Raw genomic sequence first — 18897 nt, 5'->3', positions numbered from 1 at the left:
AAAATTCAAGTTGTTTTTTTTGGAACACAGATTTAATAAATTTGATAAATCTAAAAAGTCTCGACTTCGCTCGACTTGACAATTTGTTATTGAACTTGTTCTTGCACTTGTTTATATGTTTTCTGCTAAATCTAATGCTTTTTGTAAAGCTCCTAATTTGTTGTACACTTCTTGCATTTCGTTTTCTTCTGATGAACTTTCTACAATTCCTGCACCAGCTTGAAAATGTAGCGTGTGATTTTTACTCAAAAAGGAACGAATCATAATCGCGTGATTAAAATTGCCTTGAAAATCCAACACTCCGATGGCGCCACCGTAGAAACTTCTATTAGTTTTCTCAATGTTTTCAATCAATTGCATGGCTTTTGCTTTTGGTGCTCCGGTTAATGTCCCTGCTGGAAATGTCTTCGCAACTAATTCCATAAAAGTATGATTTTCTTTTAATTTTCCGGATACTTTTGAAACCAAATGAATCACGTGAGAGAAAAACTGTACTTCTTTGTATTTTTCTACTTTCACATCATGACAACTTCGACTTAAATCGTTTCTTGCTAAATCGACTAGCATGACGTGTTCGCTGTTTTCTTTGGCGTCTTCGCCTAATTTTTTGGCTAATTCAGCATCTTGTTCGTCGTTTCCTGTGCGTTTGAATGTTCCTGCTATTGGGTGAATTTCGGCAAATTTTTTTTTGATTACCAATTGCGCTTCAGGCGATGAACCGAATATTTTGAAATTTCCGTAATCGAAATAAAATAGATACGGAGAAGGATTGATGTTTCGTAAAGCGCGATACACATTGAATTCGTCACCTTTAAATTCTTGCGAAAATCTTCTGGATAACACCAATTGGAATACATCGCCACGTAAACAATGTTTTTTCGCTAAAGAAACGTAGTTTTTGAATTCCTCATCAGTTAAGTTAGAAGTTCCGGTTCCTGATTTTTGAAACGAAAAAGAAGCAAAGTTTTTCGCTTGTAATAATTGTTCGATTTCAGCGATATTATTGCTACCATCATAGCTATGACAGAACAAATAAGCTTCATTTTTGAAATGATTGATGGCGATAATGTTTTGATAAACAGCGTAAAAGATTTCAGGAATTTTGTTTTCCAATGACTTTTTAGCAATTGAAACTTTTTCAAAATATTGAATCGCATCGTAGGCTAAATAGCCAAATAGTCCTTGCGTAATGAATTTAAAATCTGACTTTTCCGTTTGAAATTGATTAGAGAAATTCTCGATTTCTTTGGCAACATTAACATCAGCATCAATCGGAATAATTTCTGAATATCCATCTGGAAAATTCGTTTCAATTTTTTGATTTTCTACTTTTATGGAAGCAATCGGATTGAAACAGATGTACGAAAAACTGTTGTCATTCGCATGATAATCCGAACTTTCCAATAAAATGCTATTCGGAAATTTATCGCGAATTTTTAAATAAACACTTACTGGCGTAATGGTGTCGGCAAGAATTTGTTTGTAGTTGGTATGTAATTTATATTTTTTCATATTTCTTTAATTTTTGACAATAAAAAAAGGCTTGTCGTGATTGACAAGCCTTTTCTATGTATTGGTTTTAAATTATACTATAGCAGGTTTCGCTCACGACGTTTGACGTAAGTTAGACCACCACCAAGTATTGTTTAAAATTGAAATCATTTTCTTAATTGTATGTTGCAAATGTTTCTAAATATTTTTTAAATAACCAAATTTTTTAATACAAACTTGGATATTTTGTTGGATTTGCCTCATTCATAATCGCATATACTTTCTCAAAAATGTCTTCTGCAGAAGGTTTTGAGAAGTAATCGCCGTCTGTTCCATAAGCTGGTCGGTGTGCTTTTGATGTTAAGGTTTGAGGTGCGCTATCTAAATGTTTATAGGCATTTTGATTCTCTACAATTTCTTGTAAAATATAGGCACTTGCTCCACCAGGAACATCTTCGTCAATTACTAATAAGCGATTTGTTTTTGCAACCGATTTTACAATATCGTGATTGATATCGAAAGGTAAAAGCGATTGAATATCAATTATTTCTGCGCTAATTCCTACAGATTCTAACTCATTTGCAGCTTGTTCTACTAAGCGTAATGTTGATCCGTAAGAAACTAAGGTAATATCTGTACCTTGTTTGATTGTTTCAACCACTCCGATAGGCGTTTTGAATTCACCTAAATTCGTTGGCATTTTTTCTTTCAAACGGTAACCATTCAAACATTCAACTACTAATGCAGGTTCGTCAGTTTCTAACAAAGTGTTATAAAAACCTGCGGCTTTGGTCATGTTTCTTGGAACTAAAACGTGAATTCCTCTGATGGCATTGATAATCATTCCCATTGGAGAACCTGAATGCCAAACACCTTCTAAGCGATGACCACGAGTTCTGATGATTAACGGTGCTTTTTGACGACCAGCTGTTCTGTATTGTAACGTTGCTAAATCATCACTCATGATTTGAATAGCATACAGCAAATAATCTAAATATTGAATTTCAGCAATTGGACGTAATCCTCTCATTGCCATTCCGATTCCTTGACCTAAAATTGTTGCTTCACGAATTCCTACATCGGCAACACGTAATTCTCCGTATTTCTCTTGCATGCCTTCCAAACCTTGGTTTACGTCACCAATGTTTCCTGAATCTTCACCAAAAATTAACGTTTCTGGATATTTTGAGAAGATAGCATCGAAGTTGTCTCTTAACACCAAACGCGCATCCACATCTTCTGCAGTTGCATCGTAGGTTGGAGCTACTTCTTTCGTTTTTAAAACCGTTTTATCCGATTGCGAAAATAAGTGCGAACTGAATTTTGGTTGGATTTTTTCGGTATAATTTTCAATCCAAGTAGCTAAAGTAGCACGAGAATTTTCTTTGATAATCATACGCAATACTTTACGAGCTGCTACTAAAATATCTTTACGAATTGGTTCTTTTATTGAAGCAACATCGTTAGCAATTTTCTCGATAAAGACTTTATTTTCACTTTGTGAAGCGATGGTATTTAACAAACTAACCAACTCTTGTTGCTCAGCTTTAATTGGAGCTGTAAAGTTTGTCCAAGCGGCTTTTTTACCTTCTAAAACGTCTTTTTTAGCTTGGTTGTCAATCTCATCTAATTCTTCAGAAGTAGCGATATTGTTTTCAATTAACCAAGTTTTCATTTTAGCTACACAGTCAAATTCTGCTTCCCAAGCCAAACGTTCTGCATTTTTGTAGCGTTCGTGACTTCCAGAAGTTGAGTGACCTTGCGGTTGCGTTAATTCGCTTACGTGTACTAAAACAGGAACGTGTTCTTCACGCGCAATTTGCGATGCTTTTTGATACGTTTCAACTAAAGCTGGGTAATCCCAACCTTTAACTCGTAAGATTTCGTAACCGTTATTTTCTTCATCACGTTGGAAACCTTTTAAGATTTCAGAGATGTTTTCTTTTGTTGTTTGATGACGGGCGTGAACTGAAATTCCGTATTCGTCGTCCCAAACACTCATTACCATTGGTACTTGTAAAACACCAGCAGCATTGATAGTTTCAAAGAATAATCCTTCAGAAGTTGAAGCATTTCCGATAGTTCCCCAAGCTACTTCGTTTCCGTTTTCTGAGAAGTTGGTTTGGTTGATTCCTGAAACATTTCTGTATATTTTTGAAGCCTGAGCCAATCCTAATAAACGAGGCATTTGTCCAGCAGTAGGAGAGATGTCAGAACTCGAATTTTTTTGTTGGGTTAAATTTTTCCAATTTCCGTTTTCGTCTAAAGAATGCGTTGCGAAGTGTCCGCCCATTTGACGACCGGCACTCATTGGATCAAAATTAATATCAGTATGGCCGTATAATCCAGCGAAGAATTGCTCAATATTCATAGCACCAATTGCCATCATAAAGGTTTGGTCACGGTAGTATCCTGAACGGAAATCTCCATTTTGAAACGCCTTTGCCATGGCTAACTGTGGTACTTCTTTACCATCGCCAAAAATTCCGAATTTAGCTTTACCTGTAAGTACTTCTTTTCTTCCAAGAAGACTACATTCTCTACTGATTCGGGCGATTTTATAATCGTTAATGACTTCTTTTTTAAAATCTTCAAAAGAAACTACTTCCGATGTTGTTGCTGTTTTCATAAGCCGTTTATACGAAATTGATAATTCAACAAATTTAATTAAAACGACTTATAAAACAATACATGAGATAATATTTTTTTAATTATTATTAAATTAACAATAGTTTTGATTTGAAAAACGCAATGAATCTATTAAAAAATGATTTTTTATTATTAAATTATCAAATAAATAGATAAAAAGCTATTAAAACCATTTTCTAGTAAATAGTGAAATTAATGTTTTAGGACTTAATGTAACTACAAAACGAATTTTTTCGCCATAATTGTTAGAATTTATTTCTAAACCATTTGAAGAATAAACGGGTAAAAATAATTCAAAATAATCCGGTACTAAATTTAAATGTAGGCCAGAATCATATACAAATTTTGGGCTAGTATATTGATTTTTGAACATTCCTGCATCACCATATACTTGAATCCAATTCCAAATATTGAATGTTCCATTGATTGTTGTCATCCATTGATTTGCAAAACGAGTGTCTAATTTCGATTTAAAACCACCTTCAGCATATACATATTGTTGACTGTAAATCCCTGTAGTTTCACTTCTACCTAGCAAATTATAATCGAACATATAATCGTTTGGTCTGTCTAAACCAAAGTTGAAAAAATTTGAGTTGGTGCTTCTAAACATAAAGGCTCCAGCAAAAAAACGAAGACTAATTTGTCGATTGTTTTCAAATAGTTTTCGATAGTGAATTTCGGTTGAAATTTTGCCAAATGAATTTGCAATTTGTAAATCGTTTAGCAATGAAAAATGTTTTGTTCCTTCAGATTGATAGTTGCCATATTTTGCATTAAATATGTTGTAGTTTTCCGTATTGGCTTCGGTTATTAATGGAGATTTATCTCTGTTGACATAAACTTGTCTAAGCTGAATAAATTCGGTTTTATTAACTCTGAAATTTTCATCTCTAAATCTGAACTGAACTACAGGAACAAAATTTGTATAAAAAGCATCTTCAGTAAAATGAAAGCGACTACCAGTAACCATATATCGAATGTTATATAGTTTACCTTTTTCACGAATATTGTCCTCAACCATTGCAGAAAATTTTCCTACTAAAGTTCCTGTATTACTGGAATACATTGGTGTTGCACTAAATGTAAAAGGTTTGTTTAGAATGGATTTGTTGTTTAATCTCATTCCTAAAGCAATTCCATCATAAATATTAAATTCTACTTCAGGAACAAAGAAAAGTTGATTGTAATGAGGTTCTTCTAAGTCTTTGAAAAATAAAAATTTAAAAGGTCTGTTGTTGAAAAAGAAACCTTTCAACGATTTCCAGTTGTTTCTAAGATTATATTCTGGAACTTCATTGTAATAATTTAAAGTTAATTTATCAGCATTAAATCTTGGAATAACAATAGTAGAGTCTGAAGTAATATTTGTAATCCAACTTTTATGAATTACTTCATTATTTTTTATGTGATAGAGCGAAATAGGTACATTAGTTCCAGTTTTATTGATAATGTTGACAGTCAAAGAATCATTAGTTTTTGTTACTTTTCCAAATTTATAGTCGATTAAATTGCGAGTTTCTATTACAGTTCTAAAAAACCAATTTATGTCTTTTGTACTATTTTTAACAAGAACGGTTTCAAACTGTCGAGAATTAGTTCCAAAATATTGGTTTTCTTGAATATATTCTTTGATACTTTTATGAACAATGTCATTTCCTAAATAGCTGTCTAAATATTTTAAACTCAATCCTGCTCTATATTTACTAGCAATTTGTTCATTGAATTTTACTAAGCGATTTTTTGGTTCATTAAGAGGTTGATCTAAATTTTTACGCGCCATCAACATATACAAATAATTGTATTGTTGATTAAAATCGAGGTTTACAAAATGGTACGGTTTTAATATTTTTAAATGCGCCACATTTCCTGTCATTTTTAATTCAGGAAAATATTCATCTGCATATTGCATCATGAGAAATATCTGGATTCCGTCTGAAATCCAATAATCGCGTCTTTGGTTTAAATTTAGGTTTTCTTTTAAATAATTGTTTAAATAGGTTTTTAAGAATTTTAATTCAAACATCAATTCATTAGAAAATGGACTCAAAAAACTGGGCAATTGGTTCAAACCATAAAAAGGTTGACGTGCATAATCTTCTTGAGTAATTAAGATTTTTGAAGTAAGAGGTAAGCCTAGTTTGGAAGCTACAAATCGGCTTACTTTGTCAAAAATTAGTACTTTATCAATTTCATTAACTCTAGAATCTTCAATTCCACAACTTACTTCAATAATTTCATTTCGGTATGTTTGATAAGAGTTTTTTGGTTCTAAGGAAATGACAACTTCATTTTTGTTTTTTGAATTTAATAGTATTTTCTTAGTATCGATAAGTTCTATTGAATTGATTTCTTGCAAATTACTTGATAGGGAAAAGTTAACGGGTAATTCAAACTCTATTTCAAAATCAGAAAAAGCATTTGGAATATCATCTAAATTTTCATTGCTGTATTGTATAAATTGTTTGTGTTCAAAACGAGCAGGATGTAAATACCAGTTTTTTAATATTATTCGACCATTATTATCGTAACCATATTTGGTAAACTTGGAGTCGGGAATCTTTACAGTATAGGTAAAAGTGAATGTTTGTTTTGAACAAGGTAAAATGGGTTGATTGAGTTCTAGTTTTACTAAGTCAACTTTACCATTTGGTCGATTCCAAAAAACGGTTTGAAAATTATCATCTACAATCGATTTAATATGGGTAAAACCTCTTTCTTTTTCACTTGCTAAATGAAAAGCTCTTATAAATTCGTCTGAAAATTTTTTGGCTAAAGCGGATGATTTTGATGAAAATGCATGATTCCAATCATTTAAAATGATATGTTTTAAGGTATCGTTTCCTGTATTGTTGTAGGTTAAAATTTGTTGAATCAATAACGTTTTTTCTTCTGTATTAACTCTAACAGACATTCGGGTAGAATGTTGCGAGAAAATCAGAATTGGAAAAAAAAGAAATACTATTTTAACTACAAATTTCAAATTAAGATATGGTTTTTACAATTAGATGACAAAGTAAACTAAAAGTTGCTTACAAACCGCAAAATATAAAAATACTCGTACAATAGCATTAAAAATGCCTTAAAATTTGCAAGTATTGAAATAAATTGAAGGTAATTTCACTTTTATATTCGTAATTTTGATAAAAATAGTTTTTATGCTCCAAAAATTACTTATAAGTTTTTTTCTGTTGTTGGGAATTTCTGTTCGTTCTCAAACTGTTGTTATAAATGAGATTGATGCAGATACGCCTGGTTTTGATGTAGCAGAATTTGTTGAATTAAAATCATTTGATTCTAATGGAATTGCATTACCAAATTACCCATTAGATGGTTATGTTTTAGTTTTTTACAATGCAGGCTCAACCCCTTTCTTAGGAACTACTTGTTATTACTCTATTGATTTAGATGGGTTAGTAACTGATGTGAATGGTTTAATTTTAATAGGTAATTCAGGTGTTTCACCTTCACCTTTTAGATTTTTTCCTTCAAACACTTTGCAAAATGGTCCTGATGTTGTTGCACTATATATTGGTAATGATACAGATTTTTTGATTGGTTCAACAGCAACTAATACAAATTTGGTATCTGCTTTAGCTTATTCGAATGCATCAAATACTCAACCAACTACATTGATGTCAATTCTAAATTTGACGATTTGTATTAATGAAAACGCTACATCTAATGCAGCAAATCATTCAATTCAAAGAAAAAATGATGGGTCTTATGAGGTTAAAACGCCTACTCCAGCATTCAATAATGACGGTTCGGGTATTCCTATTAATTACATAACGGTTTCATTTCCTCAAACAAGTTTTAATGAAGGTGATAGTTTTAACATTACATTTACAACTAGTCAACCTGTTCAGAATGAAAACTTGATCATGAATTTTACATTAGCAAATGGAAATTTTACAAATCTAGATTTTTCAGGAGGTTTAACCGTTGTTATTCCAGTGGGTCAAACTACCGCTCAAAACGGGATAATTATATCGAATGATGGAATCGACGAAGGAGATGAGGAAATGAAGTTTGTTTTACAACCCTTACCAATAGGTTATGTTTCTTATAACAATAATATTGTAATCAGGGTAAATGACGCAAATTTTGCTACAGATCCATGGGGAACTCCTTTAAATCCTACGTATAATTTAGTTGCTCCCACAATTCCTCAAGGATATTATGATTCATTAGAAGGTTTGTCTGGAGCTGCATTGAAACAAGCAGTTCAAAATATAATAGCAAATCCGGCAGTGGTAAGATTGCATAGTTACGCTGATATTTGGGAAATTTTGAGAACTTCTGATCGAAATCCTAGAAATAACAATCAAGTTTGGTGTATGTATATCGAAGCCCCTATGTCAAAATTAGACCAGCAAAATACAAGTAGTATTGTGGGAAAATGGAATAGAGAGCATATTTTCCCCCAATCAAGAGGAGGTTTTGAAGTTAGAAATGGAGATATAGCAGATGGAATAAACGTTTGGACCACAACAGGACCTTATACAACTTCTGATGGTGTATCTGATGCTCACCATATTAGAGCAGAAAATGGTCAAGAAAATTCTTCTAGAGGAAATAAAAATTATGGTACTGTAAATACATCTACTGTTTATGCTGGTATGGCAGGAACACAAGGTTCGTGGCGTGGTGATGTGGCTAGAGCTTTATTTTATATGGCTGTACGCTTTGATGCGTTAAACATTGTGAATGGCGATCCGATGGAGTTAAGTGGCTCTAATCCTTCATTTCAAATAGGGGATTTGGCTACCTTGCTATCATGGAATACTGTTGATCCTAGAGACGATTTCGAAATGAATCGTAATAATTACATTTATACTTGGCAAATGAATCGTAATCCTTTTATAGATTATCCTAATTTAGCAAATTATATTTTTGGAGCAAATTATGGACAACAATGGTTTTCTACCTTATCTACGCAAAATCCAATTGAAAACAAAGTAGTAGTATATCCAAATCCAGCTTCAGATTATTTAATTATTTCTGGTTTAGACGGTGCTTCAAAAGTTGAAATTTTTACAATTACAGGTCAAATAATACAAAGTCAAGATTTTGAAAATGAAACCCGTTTGAATTTAGATTTAAATGCAGGAATCTACATGGTAAAAATCATTAATGGTGTACAAACGATCACAAAAAGAATTATTATTAAATAACTTTTGTTGTAGCAATTATATAGGAGTTTTTAAAAGTTAAAATTTTCTAAAGAAACAATTTTTGGCAGTATTATTTGTTTTAACATTTTATAACTATTAAATTTAATGACTATGGAAACTATTAAAAACAGAATAGCAACACTTTTTGGGGTATTAATTTTAATATTTATGTTGGTAGTTCCAACAGACGTTTTTTCTCAAGGCCCTCCACCTTGGGCACCTGCTCACGGATATAGAGCAAAAACAAGACATATTTATTTCCCTGATCAAAATATGTATTATGACATCCAAAGGGGAGTTTATATTTATTTTAATAATGGAAAATGGGCTGTTAGTGTAAAAGTACCTTCTATTTTTGTAGGTATTAATTTAGGAAGAAGTACTCAAATTGAATTGGATTTTTATGGTGATAGTCCTCAACGATATAATTATTCACATAAAGTTAAATATAAAAAGAATAAAGGAAACTCGTCAGTACACCCAAAATCAAAAGGAAATGGGCATCCTGGAAAAGGGAATAAAGGAAAAGGTAATGGTAAATAAAATATCTTTGATTTAAAAAAAAATCCTTATCTTTAAAAAGTTAAGGATTTTTTTATGAATAAAAACGAACAAGAAATTGAACGATTAAAGTCGTTAATGGCCTATAATATTATTGATACATTAAAAGAAAAAGAGTTTGACAAATTAGCTCAATTAGCTTCAATTATTTGTGAAACTCCAATTGCACTAATTTCATTAATAGATGATAAAAGACAATGGTTTAAAGCTAAAATTGGTATTGAAGCAGAAGAAATGCCAAAAGAACTTACATTTTGTCAATATACCATCCAAAAAAATGAATTGTGGGAAGTTGAAGATACCACAAAAAATGATTTACTCAAAGATAATCCAAATGTAACCGCTGAAAATGGAATTCGATATTATGCTGGATTACCCTTGCAATGTAGTTTAGGGTACAACATTGGAACACTTTGTGTTGCCGATTTAAAACCAAAAAAAATTACAAATAAAGAGAAAATTGCATTAGAAATTATCTCCGAGCAAATTATGATTTTGCTAGAAGCAAAAAAGAGAAATGAGAAATTAATTCATGAGTTAAAAGAAATAATTGAACAAAAAGAGCTTGAATCACAAAAAATTATTGAGAAAAGTTCTGAGGAGATTAAAATGTTTTATGATTCAATTTCTAATTCAAACGGTATCATTGAAATCAATCCTTTTGGTAAGATTATCAATTCAAATCAATTAATAGTTGAACTATTAGGCATTTCAACAAATGAGCTAATAGATAAACCTTTTTCTAACTTTTTTGAAATGGAATTAAATGAAAATTCCATCAATAACTTATTGGATGTCAAAAACCATACATTAAAATTTAACAGGAAGTTTAATTCTGAGAAATGGATTCAAGCTAACTTTATAAAGATAGAGAATATTGATGGTGATATGGAGAAACTCATCGTGGTTTGCCAAGATATAACTAATAGAATTCAAGGACAACAAGAGCTTGAAAATGCAAAGAATGTTTCAGATTATTTGAATAAACAAAAAGATCAATTCATTGCTACTGTTAGCCATGAAATTAGAACCCCAATTAATGCAATTCTTGGTTTTACAGATGTTTTGCTAGAAATTGAAGACGAAGATAATAAAGTTGATTATATAAGTTCCATCAAAATAGCTGGTTTAGGATTATTACATATAGTTAATGATATTCTAGATATTTCAAAAATTGAAGCTGGAATGCTCCAAATTGATGCAACACCTTTTCAATTGAATGAAGTAGTAAATAATGTTATATCTACATTAAAATTAAAAGCTAGCGAAAAAAACATCAAACTTTTGTATGCAATTGATTCTGATGTAACTAATAATTTAGTAGGTGATAAAAATAGATTAAATCAAATTTTAATTAATATTGTTGGGAACGCTATTAAGTTCACGGAAAAAGGAAAAGTTGAGTTGCGAATTGCTAATAAAAAAACTAAGAATAATACTATTTTCATTGAGTTTTCTATAAGTGACACTGGAATTGGTATCAATCACAATAAATTACAATCCATTTTTGATAGATTTTCTCAAGCTGAAGTTTCTACTTCTAGAAAATTTGGTGGAACAGGCTTAGGATTGAGTATTTCAAAAGAATTAATTGATATGCAAAATGGCTCAATTTCTGTTGATAGTACTGAAAATATTGGAACTACTTTTACATTTGTGATTCCATATGAAATTAGTTTATCAACTACACATTTTCTTGAAGACAAAAAAGAAGTTGAGTTATTTGCATCTTTTTCAAATAACATATTATTGTGTGAAGACAACGAATTAAATCAAAAATTAATAACTACTATTTTTGAGAAAACTAATCACAAAATCCAAATTGTTAATAATGGAGTTGAAGCTTTAGAATTACTCAAAAAAGAAGATTTTGATATTATTTTAATGGATTTACAAATGCCAAAAATGGATGGTTATGAAACTACAACTTTTATTAGGAATGAATTGCACTTAACCACTCCAATTATAGCGCTTACAGCTAATTCATTAATATATGAAAAAGAACGATGTATGAATATGGGAATGAATGATTATTTATCAAAGCCATTTTCAAAGAAAGAATTATTTGAAATTTTGAATAAGAACATTTTTTCTGAAGATAGAAAGATAACAACTCCCAAAATCGTTTCATTAGATAAACTTAAAGAGTTTATAGGAAAAGATGTGGAAGGCATTTTTTATTTTATAAAAATTTTTGAAGATCAATTATTAAAATTTTTATTGGAAATTGATCAAATTTCGATAAGTAAAAATTATGATGACATAAGAAAAAATGCACATAAATTAAAAACATCTTTCGGAATGTTTGGTATCTATGCAAAAGAATTAGAAAAGGTTGAATTTGCTAATGATAAAGAATTTGAATTAAATGCAGATGTAACGATTGTTCCCCTAAAAAAACAAATTAAACAAATTGTTGATGAAATAAAAGTTATTAAAAATGAAATTGGTACTTATTGAAGATGAAGAAATATTAAGAAAATCTTTAACTTTTTTTTTAAACGCAAATGGTTTTCAAGTCTATAATTATGATAATGGTTTAGAAGCTTTAAACTTTATAAATGAAAACCATAGCGAATTGAGTTTAATTATCACAGATTTGAATTTACCCTTCACTAGCGGTAAACAAATTGTCTTTGAAGTAAAGAAAAACTATGAAATTCCAGTGATTGTTTTGACTGCTTCTGGTGTTGAGCAAACAGAAATGGAAATTTTAGAGCTTGGTGCGGATGATTTTATTGTAAAACCATTCAGTCCTCCTGTTTTACTTCAAAGAATGAAAAGAATTGTAAAAAATAAAGAATAGGTTTTTATGTTGAAATGTAAGTTTTTACTTGTTTGTTTCTTGTATTCTATTGCTTTTTACGCTCAAAATGAAGAACTTTCAAAAATTACAACTTTAATCGAAAATAAACAATTTGATGAAAGTATTTATGAGCTATTGGTTTTAGAAAAAAAATATCCAACAGCTGTTGAGGTAAAGTTCAAATTAGCACAAGTGTATTTTTGGAATGCAAAGGATGATTTGGCTTTTGATAAAATTTCCGAAATTGAAACAACGGTAACGAACGAAGACATTATTAATTTAAAAATTCAAGTTCAGCAAAAAAGAAATCAATTTGAACAAGTAATAGCAATATGTGATTTTGGAATTTCAAATTATAACAATCCTGAATTTTATCATACTCAAAAAGCATTAGCTTATGCCGCTTTAGATGAAATAGATTTAGCACTAGCTAGTTTGTCAAAAATTGAAATTTCAGATTCGAATAAATCAAAAATTAATTATTTAAAAAAGGAAATTCTAAACAAAAGAAAAAACTTTATTACTGTTGGATATCTTCAAACTAATACCATTAGTGATGATTTTCCTACATGGTATTTGGGAAGTTTAGAATATGCTCGTAAATTTAAAAAACACACTGTTATTGGAAGAGTAAATTACTCTTATTTATCAGAAATTGATGCTGTTCAATTTGAAGTGGATTGGTATCCCAAGCTTTCTAAAAAGAATTATGGTTTTGTATCTTTAGGAAAATCTAATGACATTTTGTTTCCCAATTATAAAATTTCAGCCGAATTATTTCATGAAAATAAAGCTATAACGGCTTCTTTAGGTGGAAGAAAGTTAATTTTTGATCAATCGGATATTAATATGTTAACGGGGCATATTGGGTATTTGTTTCAATCGTATAAAATTAGCTATCGCGGTTTTTTAATTTTTCAGGAAAACCAAGACCATTCGTTTTCGCATTTGGTAAGTTTTATGAAGAAATTTGATGAAAAAGATACTTTTATTCAATTGGAGTTCATTTATGGTAACGCGCCATACTTTTATTATACAACCAACAATTTTTCTACTTTATCGAATTATCGAATTGGATTACTTTCTAAGTTCAAGATTACAGATTCTATTTACGGTCAACCCAATATTCAGTATGAAAAGGAAGAAATTTTACCCAATAATTTTAGAGAGAAAATAAACTTACAAGTTAACTTAATTTATGTTTTTTAATGTCGGTATTATCACAACATTCTTTATTTAATTTCCAAACTGAGCTATTCTTGCTTCTTATTTTAATTTCTTTCTTTTTGATTGGAAGTTTTTTTACACTTGTAATTACATTAGTTAAAAGACAGAAAAAAATCACTTTAGTAAAGACAAAAAAAGCGTATGAAAGCCAAATAGAATCTTATATTTTACGTTTTTTATTCGAAAATGATGAACAAGCAACAGCTGATTTTATAAAAAATCCGAATTCAAAAAAGACTTTGTTTAAGAAGTTAACCATGAAATATTGCTTAACCATGCATCAAAATTATACAGGAACAGTTCAAACCAGTATTTTAGATTTTTTGTATAAAACCAACATGATTTCTTATTCAAGAGAGAAAATAAAATCTAATATTTGGAAGCATAAAGTTGAAGCTATTCGTGATTTATCTACATTAAACGATAGAGAATCCTTGCCTACAATTCAAAAGTTAATATCACATTCCAATAAAAAAATTGCGATTGAATCTATTATAGCTTTAATTAAATTTGATGGAATTGGAACATTATCCCATTTAAAAACGATTTCATTTCCCATTGATGATTGGTCACAAGCTTTAATACTTTCGGTAATTAAAAATAATAAAATTCCTTATGATGATTCTATTAAAGTATTACAACAATCTAAAAATCAATCCATACAATTATTAGCATCTCGCATTATTCAATTTTACAATTAAAATTATGACTGAAATCGCTTGGCTAAATAAAGATATTGCAATTTTCAATTATTTCATATTAGCATTCGCTTTTACTGTAATGTTGTCTTATTTAGGTTTGGCAGTCATTTCGGCTTATTCATTAAAGCAGTATCTAAAAAGGAACCGATTAATTCCTTATAAATCGTTATTGGCTTTTAAAGATGCTCCAAAAATTTCGATTGTTGCACCAGCTTATAATGAAGGATTAACCATCAAAGAAAATATATTATCGCTTTTGTCTATCCAATACAACAACTTTGATGTAATTGTTGTCAACGACGGAAGTAAAGATAATTCAATGGAAATTTTACTTACGGCTTTTGATTTAATTGAAAGTAAGGATGTGTATGAGCCTAAAATAGCTACTAAAAATGTAAAGAGAGTTTATGTTTCTAAAAATCCTACATATTCCAAATTGATAGTAATTGATAAAGAAAATGGAGGCAAAGCAGATGCTTTAAATGCTGGTGTAAATTTTTCTAAAAACCCTTATGTATTATGTATTGATGTGGATTGTATCATTGAAAAAGATGCATTACTTAAATTAGCAAAACCATTTTTAGAATCTTCAAATAAAAGAATTATTGCAACAGGAGGCGTTGTCAGAATTGCTAATTCTTGTGAAATTAAAGGTGGAAAATTAGTTAAAGTAAACGTTCCTGATAATTTGTTGGCTCGAATACAAGTATTAGAATATTTAAGAGCTTTTATATTAGGAAGAATGGCTTGGGAAAAACTAGATGGTTTGTTGTTAATTAGCGGAGCTTTTGGAATGTTTGATAAAGATATTGTTTTAAAAGTGGGTGGTTATAATACTAAAACTGTTGGAGAAGACATGGAATTGGTTGTTCGTATGCGACGCTACATGAATGAAAACAAACTTCCATATACAGTAAAATTCATACCAGACCCTTTGTGTTGGACCGAAGCACCGGAATCGTACAAAATTTTAGGAAAACAAAGAAGCCGATGGACAAGAGGAACAATGGAAACCTTGTGGATTCACAAAAAAATGTTTCTAAATCCGAAATATAAAATTTTAGGGTTAGTTAGTTATCCTTATTGGTTGCTTTATGAATATTTAGCACCAATTATAGAATTAACAGGACTTTTGATTACGTTTTTAATGGCTTATTTGGGAATAATCAGTTGGACGTTTTTTGCTTTATTGTTTTTATTTGTTTATTCATTTGCTTTCTTCTTTTCATTACTTGCTATTTATTCAGAAGAAGCTACTTTTAAGAAATACGAATCCATTAAAGATATTTTTAAATTAGTCTGGGCAGCATTATTAGAGCCTTTTATTTTTCATCCTTTTACCATTTATGCCGCTTTGAAAGGAAATTGGGAAAAAATAAGAGGTAGTCATTCTTGGGGTGATATGACTCGAAAAGGATTTGAAAAAAAGCCAGAGTAAAACTCTGGCTTTAATATTTAAATTCCTGCTATTTCTTTTAATTCTTTAACGAATCTTTCAGCTAAAACATCCGCTTCATTTTGTGTTGGAGCTTCAGTATAAATTCTAATAATGGGTTCGGTGTTTGATTTTCTTAAATGCACCCATTCGGTTGGAAAATCAATTTTCACTCCATCAATATTAGATATGTTTTCTGATTTGTATTTTTCGGTTAATGTAGCTAAAACATTATCTACATCAATTTGTGGTGTTAACTCAATTTTGTTTTTACTCATATAATACTGAGGAAAGCTAGCTCTAATTTCAGCAACCGTTTTATCTTGATTTGCTAAATACGTTAAAAATAAAGCCGCACCTACAATACTATCTCTACCGTAGTGCGATGAAGGATAGATAATTCCGCCATTTCCTTCGCCACCAATGATTGCGTTAGTTTTCTTCATTAATTCAACTACATTTACTTCACCCACAGCACTTGCTTGATAGCTTCCGCCGTGTTTTTCTGTAATATCGCGTAAAGCACGAGACGATGACATATTGGAAACTGTATTTCCTGGAGTTTTTGATAAAACGTAATCCGCAACGGCTACTAAAGTATATTCTTCACCAAACATTTCACCGTCATTAGAAATGAAAGCTAATCGATCCACATCTGGGTCAACTACGATACCAAAATCCGCTTTTTCTTCTACAACTAATTTACAAATATCACCCAAATGCTCTTTCAAAGGTTCTGGATTATGCGGAAAATGTCCGTTTGGTTCGCAGTATAATTTTACGACTTCAACGCCCATTTGTTCTAGTAAATTCGGGATAATAATTCCTCCTGAGGAATTTATACCATCAACTACTACTTTGAATTTTTTAGTTTTTACCAAATCAGCATCTACCAAAGGTAATTCTAATACTTCATCAATGTGAATATCCATGTAAGCATGATTTTCAGTAACTTCTCCTAACGAATCTACATCAGCAAAATCAAACGCTTCGGCTTCTGCAATTTCTAAGATTTTAGCACCATCTGCTCCGCTTAAAAATTCACCTTTTGCATTTAATAATTTCAATGCATTCCATTGTTTTGGATTGTGAGAAGCCGTAAGAATAATTCCTCCATCTGCTTTTTCCATTGGAACGGCAATTTCAACGGTTGGAGTAGTGGATAAACCTAAATCGATAACGTCAATTCCTAATCCAATTAAGGTGTTCACTACCAAATTATGAATCATTGGTCCTGAAATTCTGGCATCTCTACCAATTACTACTTTGAGTTTATCTTTTGCAATGTTTTGTTTTAGAAAAGTTCCGTAAGCAGAAGCAAATTTTACGGCATCAACTGGAGTTAAATTATCACCCACTTTTCCGCCAATAGTTCCGCGAATTCCTGATATCGATTTTATTAGAGTCATTTTTTTTGTTTAAAAGTTTAGTATTAAACCGAATTAGACACAAATATAAAAAGTTCAACATTTGTATTCTATAAAAGATGTAAAGATTTTTATATATTTACGATATTGTTGAACTTTTAAACGTTTAACCTTGTAACCTTTTAACCTTTACAATTTGAATTTTCTAGCTCATATTTATTTGTCAGGTGAAGATGATTTTGTCAAAATTGGCAATTTTATGGCAGATAGTATTCGAGGCTCTCACTATTTGGATTATCCAAATGCCATTCAAAAAGGTATTTTATTACACCGTCATATTGATAGTTTTACAGATGCGCATCCGATTTATCGAAAAAGTAAACATCGTTTACATCACAAATACGGACATTATTCTGGTGTGATTATGGATATTGCCTACGATCATTTCTTAGCTAAAAATTGGAGTAAATATTCCAATGAAAAATTGGAAAATTATGCTGCAGATTTTTATCAATTAATGCAAGATAACTATGAAATTCTTACCGAGAGAACAAAAGGAATGTTGCCTTATATGATTGGTCGAAATTGGTTGGTAAGTTACGCTACCATTTCTGGTTTGGAAATGATTCTTTTTCAAATGGATTATCGAACAAAACATCGAGCACATATGCAAGAAGCGATTATGGAAATTCAAGATTTTTACACCGAGTTTGAATCCGAATTTTTTCAGTTTTTTGAAGAATTAGTAATTTCGTCCCAACAAAAATTAAAAGAACTCAATGAAGTTTTGTAACGAATTAGAAATTGGTTTTCGGAAAGAAGCTAATCCTGAGTTGGCTATTCCGATGGAGAATTATATGAAAAATAATTTTTCTTTTTTAGGAATACAAACTGAAAAAAGACGAGCTGTTTTAAAATCAATTCAAGAGCAAAACATTACAGAAATTAAAAATAATTTTAGAACAATTGCATGGGAATTATTTCAATTAAAAGAACGAGAATTTCATATAGCAGCAATTGATATATTAGTTAAAGAATTCAAGAAGAATTATTTTTTAGAAGACATTAAGTTAATTGAAAAACTTATAATTACTAATTCTTGGTGGGATTCTGTAGATACAATTGCTAAATATTTATTGGGTGGCTATTTGTTGCATTTTCCTTCAGAAACTTTAAAAGTAATTGAGCGTTTTTCCAATTCCGAAAACATGTGGTTAAACCGAAGCGCAATTTTGTTTCAATTGAGTTATAAAGAGAAAACCAATTTCGAAATTCTAAAATCAGAATGTGAAAAGCATAAAAATTCCAATGAGTTTTTCATTCAAAAAGCAATTGGTTGGGCATTACGCGATTATAGTCGTTTTAATCCAAATGGAGTTGCAACATATGTTAATTCAACCAATTTGAAACCATTAAGCAAAAGAGAAGCCTTACGTTTACTCTAATTTTGTTTTATTTTTGATATTAAAGATTTACCTTCGTA

13 protein-coding genes are annotated in these 18897 nt (G+C 30.5%); 9 read left to right on the top strand and 4 right to left on the bottom strand.

What is annotated here, in order from left to right; all coding sequences use genetic code 11:
* Positions 1-111 precede the first annotated feature (111 nt).
* The 3 genes from V7P59_RS07520 to V7P59_RS07510 all read right to left on the bottom strand — a co-directional run bounded on the left by V7P59_RS07520 (position 112) and on the right by V7P59_RS07510 (position 7054).
* Complete coding sequence (locus V7P59_RS07520; RefSeq protein ID WP_333809544.1) at positions 112-1512, bottom strand: anthranilate synthase component I family protein; 1401 nt, start codon at positions 1510-1512, stop codon at positions 112-114.
* 205 nt (positions 1513-1717) lie between these two features.
* A complete protein-coding gene (locus tag V7P59_RS07515; RefSeq protein WP_333809543.1) occupies positions 1718-4120 on the bottom strand; it encodes an alpha-ketoacid dehydrogenase subunit alpha/beta in 2403 nt (800 codons plus the stop codon).
* Positions 4121-4303: 183 nt separating this feature from the next.
* A complete protein-coding gene (locus V7P59_RS07510) occupies positions 4304-7054 on the bottom strand; it encodes an aminopeptidase (protein WP_333809541.1) in 2751 nt (916 codons plus the stop codon).
* A 244-nt stretch (positions 7055-7298) separates the two neighbouring features.
* Here V7P59_RS07510 and V7P59_RS07505 point away from each other — a divergent pair, with 244 nt between their 5' ends.
* The 7 genes from V7P59_RS07505 (at position 7299) to V7P59_RS07475 (ending at position 16050) form a co-directional block, all read left to right on the top strand.
* Positions 7299-9317: an endonuclease gene (locus V7P59_RS07505; protein ID WP_333809540.1), complete on the top strand. Its 2019-nt coding sequence runs from the start codon at positions 7299-7301 to the stop codon at positions 9315-9317.
* A 111-nt stretch (positions 9318-9428) separates the two neighbouring features.
* Positions 9429-9860: a hypothetical protein gene (locus V7P59_RS07500; protein WP_333809539.1), complete on the top strand. Its 432-nt coding sequence runs from the start codon at positions 9429-9431 to the stop codon at positions 9858-9860.
* A gap of 54 nt (positions 9861-9914) precedes the next feature.
* The gene (locus tag V7P59_RS07495) at positions 9915-12338 is read left to right on the top strand and encodes a response regulator (protein ID WP_333809538.1); all 2424 of its coding nucleotides are present in this window, start codon (positions 9915-9917) and stop codon (positions 12336-12338) included.
* Positions 12319-12684, top strand: a complete 366-nt coding sequence (locus V7P59_RS07490) for a response regulator transcription factor (protein ID WP_333809537.1) — start codon at positions 12319-12321, stop codon at positions 12682-12684. Before V7P59_RS07495 ends, V7P59_RS07490 begins: the two co-directional genes overlap by 20 nt.
* A 6-nt stretch (positions 12685-12690) precedes the next feature.
* On the top strand, positions 12691-13893 hold the full coding sequence (locus V7P59_RS07485) for a YaiO family outer membrane beta-barrel protein (RefSeq protein WP_333809536.1): 1203 nt from the start codon (positions 12691-12693) through the stop codon (positions 13891-13893).
* Positions 13894-13943: 50 nt separating this feature from the next.
* Entirely contained in the window at positions 13944-14612 is a 669-nt protein-coding gene (locus tag V7P59_RS07480; protein ID WP_333809535.1) for a HEAT repeat domain-containing protein, read from the top strand.
* A 4-nt stretch (positions 14613-14616) separates the two neighbouring features.
* Positions 14617-16050, top strand: a complete 1434-nt coding sequence (locus V7P59_RS07475) for a glycosyltransferase family 2 protein (protein WP_333809534.1) — start codon at positions 14617-14619, stop codon at positions 16048-16050.
* Positions 16051-16067: 17 nt separating this feature from the next.
* Here V7P59_RS07475 and glmM read toward each other — a convergent pair whose 3' ends face one another.
* Complete coding sequence (gene glmM / locus V7P59_RS07470; protein ID WP_333809533.1) at positions 16068-17456, bottom strand: phosphoglucosamine mutase; 1389 nt, start codon at positions 17454-17456, stop codon at positions 16068-16070.
* A gap of 154 nt (positions 17457-17610) precedes the next feature.
* On the opposite strand from glmM, the gene V7P59_RS07465 reads away from it, so the two are divergent.
* The gene (locus V7P59_RS07465) at positions 17611-18207 is read left to right on the top strand and encodes an acyl carrier protein phosphodiesterase (protein ID WP_333809532.1); all 597 of its coding nucleotides are present in this window, start codon (positions 17611-17613) and stop codon (positions 18205-18207) included.
* Positions 18194-18859: a DNA alkylation repair protein gene (locus V7P59_RS07460; protein ID WP_333809531.1), complete on the top strand. Its 666-nt coding sequence runs from the start codon at positions 18194-18196 to the stop codon at positions 18857-18859. Before V7P59_RS07465 ends, V7P59_RS07460 begins: the two co-directional genes overlap by 14 nt.
* Positions 18860-18897: the final 38 nt, after the last annotated feature.

The organism is Flavobacterium sp. (assembly GCF_036782315.1).
GTDB lineage: Bacteria > Bacteroidota > Bacteroidia > Flavobacteriales > Flavobacteriaceae > Flavobacterium.
Note: the sequence above shows the minus strand (reverse complement) of the source record. Positions and strands in the feature narration are given on the sequence as shown.